Annotated in this window: 6 protein-coding genes; 2 read left to right on the top strand and 4 right to left on the bottom strand. The window is 44.0% G+C overall.

Going from position 1 to position 6,190, the window contains the following annotated elements:
* Positions 1-109 precede the first annotated feature (109 nt).
* On the bottom strand, positions 110-2,089 hold the full coding sequence (locus JC606_RS19385; RefSeq protein ID WP_198779226.1) for a methyl-accepting chemotaxis protein: 1,980 nt from the start codon (positions 2,087-2,089) through the stop codon (positions 110-112).
* A 378-nt stretch (positions 2,090-2,467) separates the two neighbouring features.
* On the opposite strand from JC606_RS19385, the gene JC606_RS19380 reads away from it, so the two are divergent.
* Entirely contained in the window at positions 2,468-2,641 is a 174-nt protein-coding gene (locus JC606_RS19380) for a hypothetical protein (RefSeq protein WP_186728027.1), read from the top strand.
* Positions 2,642-2,832: 191 nt separating this feature from the next.
* Entirely contained in the window at positions 2,833-3,417 is a 585-nt protein-coding gene (locus JC606_RS19375; RefSeq protein WP_198779225.1) for a TetR/AcrR family transcriptional regulator, read from the top strand.
* A gap of 241 nt (positions 3,418-3,658) precedes the next feature.
* Here JC606_RS19375 and JC606_RS19370 read toward each other — a convergent pair whose 3' ends face one another.
* The 3 genes from JC606_RS19370 to JC606_RS19360 all read right to left on the bottom strand — a co-directional run bounded on the left by JC606_RS19370 (position 3,659) and on the right by JC606_RS19360 (position 6,184).
* Complete coding sequence (locus JC606_RS19370) at positions 3,659-4,141, bottom strand: hypothetical protein (RefSeq protein ID WP_198779224.1); 483 nt, start codon at positions 4,139-4,141, stop codon at positions 3,659-3,661.
* A 250-nt stretch (positions 4,142-4,391) separates the two neighbouring features.
* Positions 4,392-5,573, bottom strand: a complete 1,182-nt coding sequence (locus JC606_RS19365; RefSeq protein ID WP_198779223.1) for a glutathionylspermidine synthase family protein — start codon at positions 5,571-5,573, stop codon at positions 4,392-4,394.
* Positions 5,573-6,184, bottom strand: a complete 612-nt coding sequence (locus JC606_RS19360; RefSeq protein ID WP_004741676.1) for a DUF1190 domain-containing protein — start codon at positions 6,182-6,184, stop codon at positions 5,573-5,575. The genes JC606_RS19365 and JC606_RS19360 overlap by 1 nt, the downstream gene beginning before the upstream one ends.
* Between the last annotated feature and the right edge of the window lie 6 nt (positions 6,185-6,190).

Raw genomic sequence — 6,190 nt, 5'->3', positions numbered from 1 at the left:
AAGACTCGCTACCCAATTAATCGCAAAGCAGCTCCGCTTAAGTGAACTACATTGCCCGCATTAGGCGGGACATTTTTATATGAGATGAAAAACTTCGAACTCTGAAAGATTAGCTCTTAAACGTACTCGCAATCTCTTTCAATGAAGCCGCGAGTTCAGCTTGCTCTTTAGCTGTCGCCGCAATTTGCGTTGCGCCTGTAGTCGATTCTGTCGACTTCTGCTCAACCGCCATCACGTTTTGCGCGATATCTTGAGTCACAACGGTTTGCTCTTCCGTTGCTGTGGCGATCTGTTCGGTCATGCTAAATATCTCGCTTACCGATGCTGAGATACCTTGTAAGGTGTGCTCAACCTCTTTTGAATCCTCAACTGCTTTAGACGACATCTTCTGGCTGTTATCAATGACATTGAAGGCTGTTTGCACATCAGACTGTAGCGAGCTGATAAAGCCTTCAATTTCCAATGTCGATTCTTGTGTGCGCTGTGCCAGTGTACGAACTTCATCGGCAACCACCGCAAATCCACGACCTTGCTCCCCCGCTCGGGCTGCTTCAATTGCCGCGTTCAATGCCAGTAGATTGGTTTGCTCTGCTACCGACTTAATCACATCAATCACGCTGTTAATGTTATTGCTGCTCTCGTGTAGATGAGTGATTTTTTCCGCTAGGTCATTAATTTCAGATGCCAGCTTTTCGATAGAGTGATAAGAGTTTTGAACCGTACTCAAACCTTCTTGAGACTGCTCATCGACCAGTTTAGCGGAGCTTGCTGTCTGCTGAGTTTTAGCCGCCACCTCATTTACCGTTGCTGACAACTCTTCTGTCGCCGTCGCAACTAAACCGATTTGATCTTGTTGTTGAACCAGCGTATTCGAGTTGTAATGACAAGTTTGCGAGGTTTCTTCAGCAGCTGAAGCTAAGGTCAGGCTCGACTGAGACAAGTTGTCGATAACGTTCGAAAACTTTTCTAACGTTTCGTTCAGTGCCGAAGATATCTGTCCAAGCTCGCTGTTACCAACGTACTTAGCACGAACCGTTAGGTCATTGTCATTGCGAACTTTAGACAACATCACCGTCAGATCTTTTACTCTCATCGTTAGATCGCTGATAGCCTTAACGCTCACGAAGGTCGCAAACAAGGTGACTAAAGCAAACAGACCAATACTCATCATCATCGCAGACTGCGCCTCTGACATCTTTTTCTCAGTCAACGCAATCAATGAGTCTGCTAGCTGATTCTCGGTTTTCTTCAACTGGACAATACGGCCTGTCGCTTGAGCGAACCAATACACAGGGTCGACATCAAAACCACTCATCTTAGATTCAGCCAAACTACGAAGCTTCTCTACTTCTGCCACAGAGCGGTCATTCAATTGCTGCTCAAAGAAGCGGACATTATCTGGGTTACTCAACACCTCAAAGTTTGAGAAGTAGGTATTTTGCTCTGTCACCAAAGAGATGAATTTCACCAGCATACCTGGGCCAAACTCGTTTTTGGAGAAGGTATTATTCAGCACAGCACGCTCAATACCCGCACGCTCTTTACCTTGCAAAAAATTGTAATAAGCGATGGTTTCCGTAGTGATGGTGGCATCAGAGCTTAGCTCTGCGATTAACGCCGAGACACTCAATAATTTTGCGTTAAGTTTTGTGTAATAGCCCAAAGCTTCAGAAAGTGGTATCGACTGAGAATCAACTCGGTTACGAATAGAAGTAATTTGGTTAAGACTTTGGCTAATTTCGTTATTCAGGCGAGTAATCTGCGGTAAATCAATCGCTTCAGACTGCCAATATTCGGTTCTCTGCGCACGTCTATTATCCGCACTGGTTCTTTGAGATTGAAGTTCACTAACAAACTTAGTGCCCTTCGACCCAATAAAACCTGCCGTCATACCGCGTTCTTTTTGTAGCTCATGCACAAGTTCGCTGTATACAACCGACAAACGAGTCAGTTGGTTTAATGACGACATTTCACTGGTCGTTTCTACGCTTTTAGAAATCGTAGAAGCACTCAGCCATAGAAACCCTAAGATCGGTAAAATAAGCAAAGCGATGATTTTTTGCTTAAAAGATATATCGGTTAATTTCATTGTTATTTCCTAGCAGCTGGCGAATCTTTATCTGTTATGTAATTAGACACACTTCAAAAATGGTGCGCCTTTACTAATTGGTTTATCAATTACCGTGCCATGTTATCGGCAATCGATAACGCTAGCATTTAACCTTACAAAATTCATTGGTTTATTTATAAATCTGTTAGCTATGCAGCGTTAGAAAACACAAAAATCGTGCAACAACATTTTTTCGACGCAAGTGACTGAAAAATGACACTTTTTATTAATACTAAAGGGGTAGGTAAACACTAAGGTTCGGCTGAATACTCACTACATATTGAGCAGCAACTATGTATAATGCCGCCCCGAAAAGTTAACAATTCAATCAACTAAAAAGCATAACCTGAGGTATTTATGGACTGTCCAGCTTGCGAAGAACACATTGGATGGGAATGGGTAGAAGAGGAAGCCATCGAGCCCAATGAAGAATTCGACTGCCCTGAATGTGAAGCAACTCTGATGTATACCATTGATGAAGGCACCTATTACGGTGCACAACATAAAACCGTCGAAGTTGTCGACGACTAGCCTTCATCAGACATAGAGAGATATTTCATCGTAGAAGCTGTCAAAGCTCGTCATAAATTGCATTCAATCGAGCGCCTTATGCACCAGTAAGGTGCAAGTACGACAATTAAGTCGAGCAAAACACACCTTTACTAGAACGAACGTTCAGCATAAAATATTGAACATATGTTCAGATTAACGAAGTAGATGTTATGGCCAAGACTGCGAAGTTCGATAGACAAGATGTAGTAGATAAAGCAACGAACCTGTATTGGGAAAAGGGCTTTCACGCGACTTCTATGCGTAACCTGCAAGACGTGATTGATATGCGTCCGGGTAGCATCTACGCGACCTTTGGCAGCAAAGAGGGTCTATTTAAAGAGACGCTGACTCGCTATACCGAACTTGGCATTCTTAATTTGAACCGCTTCAGAAGCGAAACAGACTCTCCAATCAAAGCGCTTGAAAGCTTCGTAAAACGTGCAGTAGTTGAGTCCAAACAAAGTGCGCCAAACGGCATGTGTATGTTGGCTAAGACGGTCGCTGAGCTGACTGACGAGCACGCCGAGTTGTTAGAAGAGGCGAAGAGATCTCTAAAGATCATGGAGGGCGAATTCGCTAAGCTGATTACCGAAGCACAAGAGCTTGGTGAGATAACCAAAGAGCGTGAACCTGTTCAGCTTGCTCGACATGTTCAGGTTCAAATCGCAGGCCTGCGTACCTACGCGAAAACCTGTGACGACATCGATTTACTTAACTCAATGGTTGAAGACGTATTTAAGTATCATCCTTTTTAAATGCTGAGCTCAGACATCTCAACAAAAAGACTCCACTGTTCGCTAAGGGCTAGAGCGGAGTCTTTTTAGTTTTGATCTCGTTAACTTTGTAGCCAATTAACTCTATAGTTTAAGGGTTATACCTTCCTCATGATCAGCGCCTGCGCATTGAAGAGCAGATGCAAACCACTACGGTAAACTTTTCCTGTATCGACGTTCCTTAAAGGCTCCTGCTTCTGGCGACCCAGTTTGTCGCCAGTAATTACACTTTCATGCTAAATCCGAAGTAAATCCCTTCAATTCGCGACATATCTCTGTCTTTCCAATTGTCCAATGTGTCGTGAATTCGGTAGCCGAGTTCCATTTTCATGTTCTCTACCGGTTCGAAAGTTGAACCAAACTGACCACCAACCAACACGCCATCATCCCTTTTGGCGAAGCTATAACCTGTCGATACTCCTCCGAAAATTGCCCATTTTGAGTCGAAGTTATAGACATAATCATAAGAGCCAGTCGTAGTCGTGTAGTCTGACTTCATACTGTGCGCCACTCCTAACCCCCAACGATGCCTATCGTCGATCAAGGCATGATAGCCGACCGCAGGCGTAAACTCCGACTCATTCAACGCGGTGTAACCATCAAGTACACCTAAACTCACAAAGTGTTCAACGTCATCACTCAGCGCAAAGGCTGCACTCACCGCGAAGCCTGACAACACAACAGCGGGGACCACAAAGTACTTCATTCCCTCTCCAAAATATAAAACACTGTTCAATTAAAGGTTGCAATAGCGGCTTCTGAAGGAAAATAAAATGAAAAGTAAAAAGAGACCAACAGAGCCAATAGCTTATGCAACAACTTAAAGCGCGAGAAACTCTAAGCCCTCAACCAATCTAATTGTCAGAGCTATGACAACTTTGGGTACACAGCACCAATAATTGAAAAGGTAGGTTGATAAACAAGCAAACACAGTGTCTATCAACCTAAATGACCATCTAGTCGAGAATGATGTGAGGAAGGTAACGAGACATATCTTGAGTCACCAGGGAGCTGTCTTCTCGGATTGAGATTCCCGCTGGCTCATCATTAATCAACCAACTACCAACCAAGGTATAGTTATCACCAAACTTTGGTAATGGATGAAAAGCTTGAATGATATGTCCTTCTTCACCGTAAGGGCCCTCGGTATCGAGAACAAGCTCTTGATCTCTTACAACTTGAATATTGGCACCTTCCCGTGAAAATAGAGGCTTAATTACATGATCTGTGAGCTCGGAATTTTTCAGTTGTTTTAGTTTAGGATCATCTGAAAAATACGCAGCTAGTAAGTTCGGATGGTTAGGAAATGTTTCCCATAACAAAGGAAGTATTGCCTTGTTAGATAGCACTGACTTCCACATAGGCTCTAGCCAATTCACTTTGGCCGTATCCAAGTGCTTGGCGTAATCCTCTTGGAACATGAATTCCCAAGGGTAAAGCTTGAACATCCATCGAATCAGGTTATCTTGAGTGTCGGTAAACTCTCCATCTCGCGTTACGCCGATGTCTTCAATATGAACAAACTTCGTTTTCAACCCTGCTTCAATCGCACAGTCCTGCATATACTGAACCGTACCACGATCTTCTTCAGTATCTTTACAGCATGAAAAGTGCAATGTCTGACCGGGTTGTAAGCGAGCTAACTCTTGGAATCTCGCCATCATTAACTCTTGAAGCAAGTTAAATTGATCAGAATCCCGCCTTAGCTTTCCTGAGTTCACCAAATCTTCAAGCCAAAACCATTGCCAGAATCCTGTTTCAAACAGCGATGTAGGTGTATCGGCGTTGTTTTCATAAAACTTGGCAGGACCACGTCCATCATAAGCAAGATCGATACGAGAATAGAGAGAAGGCTCCCTACGCTTCCACGAATCCAAAACACCTTGCCACATGGATTGAGGGATTTGAAAGCGCTTAAGCCAATATTCATCGTTCACGACCACATCCACGATTTCGAGACACATTTCATGAATTTCTCGAGTTGGCTCTTCAAGATCTTCTTCGATTTGCTTCAGAGTGAACTGGTAGTAAGCCGTTTCATCCCAATACGGTTCATCGTACATGGTATGGAAACCAAAACCATACTCTGCCGCCAACTGCTTCCAGTGTTTTCGAGGTTCCGAATTCAGACGAAGCATCAGCCGCCCCAACCTTTACTTGAACTCTTAGAACTACTCCAACTTGATTTCGCTGACACCGTGGAGCCAAAACCACCACGAGAGATAGTTCGTTTCACCGTCGGCTTGGGCTTAAACTCGTCACGACTCACAGATACCGTGCCTCGTTGATATGACTTCCCATAAGTTCGACCATCCGCAGTGATCCAATCATCATAGAAAATGCTGCGAGAGTACGTAGATGTAAACATAGGCTGAGAATAGTAACGGCGATCATCTACCATGCGTGCGAACATAAACCCAGCCATCGCAGGCATAAACCAATTGTTTTGAGGAGCAGCAACACATCCGCTAAAGCCAAACTCATGCGCACAATCATCAATGCTCTTATACTTAGGTGCCGTGCGACTCGCTTCTTCTAGAGCATCCTGATAAGCACTTTTGCACTCCGCCGCATAAGATGGGTGATCATAAATACATTCATCGATCGTGCCATAAATATTGGTTCGAACAGAATCATCACTGCAGCCAGAAATCATTGCTGTTGTCACCGCCACAGAAATCGGGGCCAGACTGAACTGACGCCAGTTCTTACGCATTTCAGGCAAAACTACATTTTGACTACGTTTCATGCCGCC

Origin of the sequence: Vibrio sp. IB15 (assembly GCF_016406055.1) — a bacterium.
Lineage (GTDB): Bacteria > Pseudomonadota > Gammaproteobacteria > Enterobacterales > Vibrionaceae > Vibrio > Vibrio chagasii.
The sequence above is the reverse complement of the archived record's forward strand: the minus strand, read 5'-3'. Positions and strand labels throughout refer to the sequence as shown.

Bases quoted from the DNA above. Each gene is read 5' to 3' on its own strand.
- JC606_RS19385 (WP_198779226.1), bottom strand. From the start codon at position 2,089: ATGAAATTAACCGATATATCTTTTAAGCAAAAAATCATCGCTTTGCTT.
- JC606_RS19380 (WP_186728027.1), top strand. From the start codon at position 2,468: ATGGACTGTCCAGCTTGCGAAGAACACATTGGATGGGAATGGGTAGAA.
- JC606_RS19375 (WP_198779225.1), top strand. From the start codon at position 2,833: ATGGCCAAGACTGCGAAGTTCGATAGACAAGATGTAGTAGATAAAGCA.
- JC606_RS19370 (WP_198779224.1), bottom strand. From the start codon at position 4,141: ATGAAGTACTTTGTGGTCCCCGCTGTTGTGTTGTCAGGCTTCGCGGTG.
- JC606_RS19365 (WP_198779223.1), bottom strand. From the start codon at position 5,573: ATGCTTCGTCTGAATTCGGAACCTCGAAAACACTGGAAGCAGTTGGCG.
- JC606_RS19360 (WP_004741676.1), bottom strand. From the start codon at position 6,184: ATGAAACGTAGTCAAAATGTAGTTTTGCCTGAAATGCGTAAGAACTGG.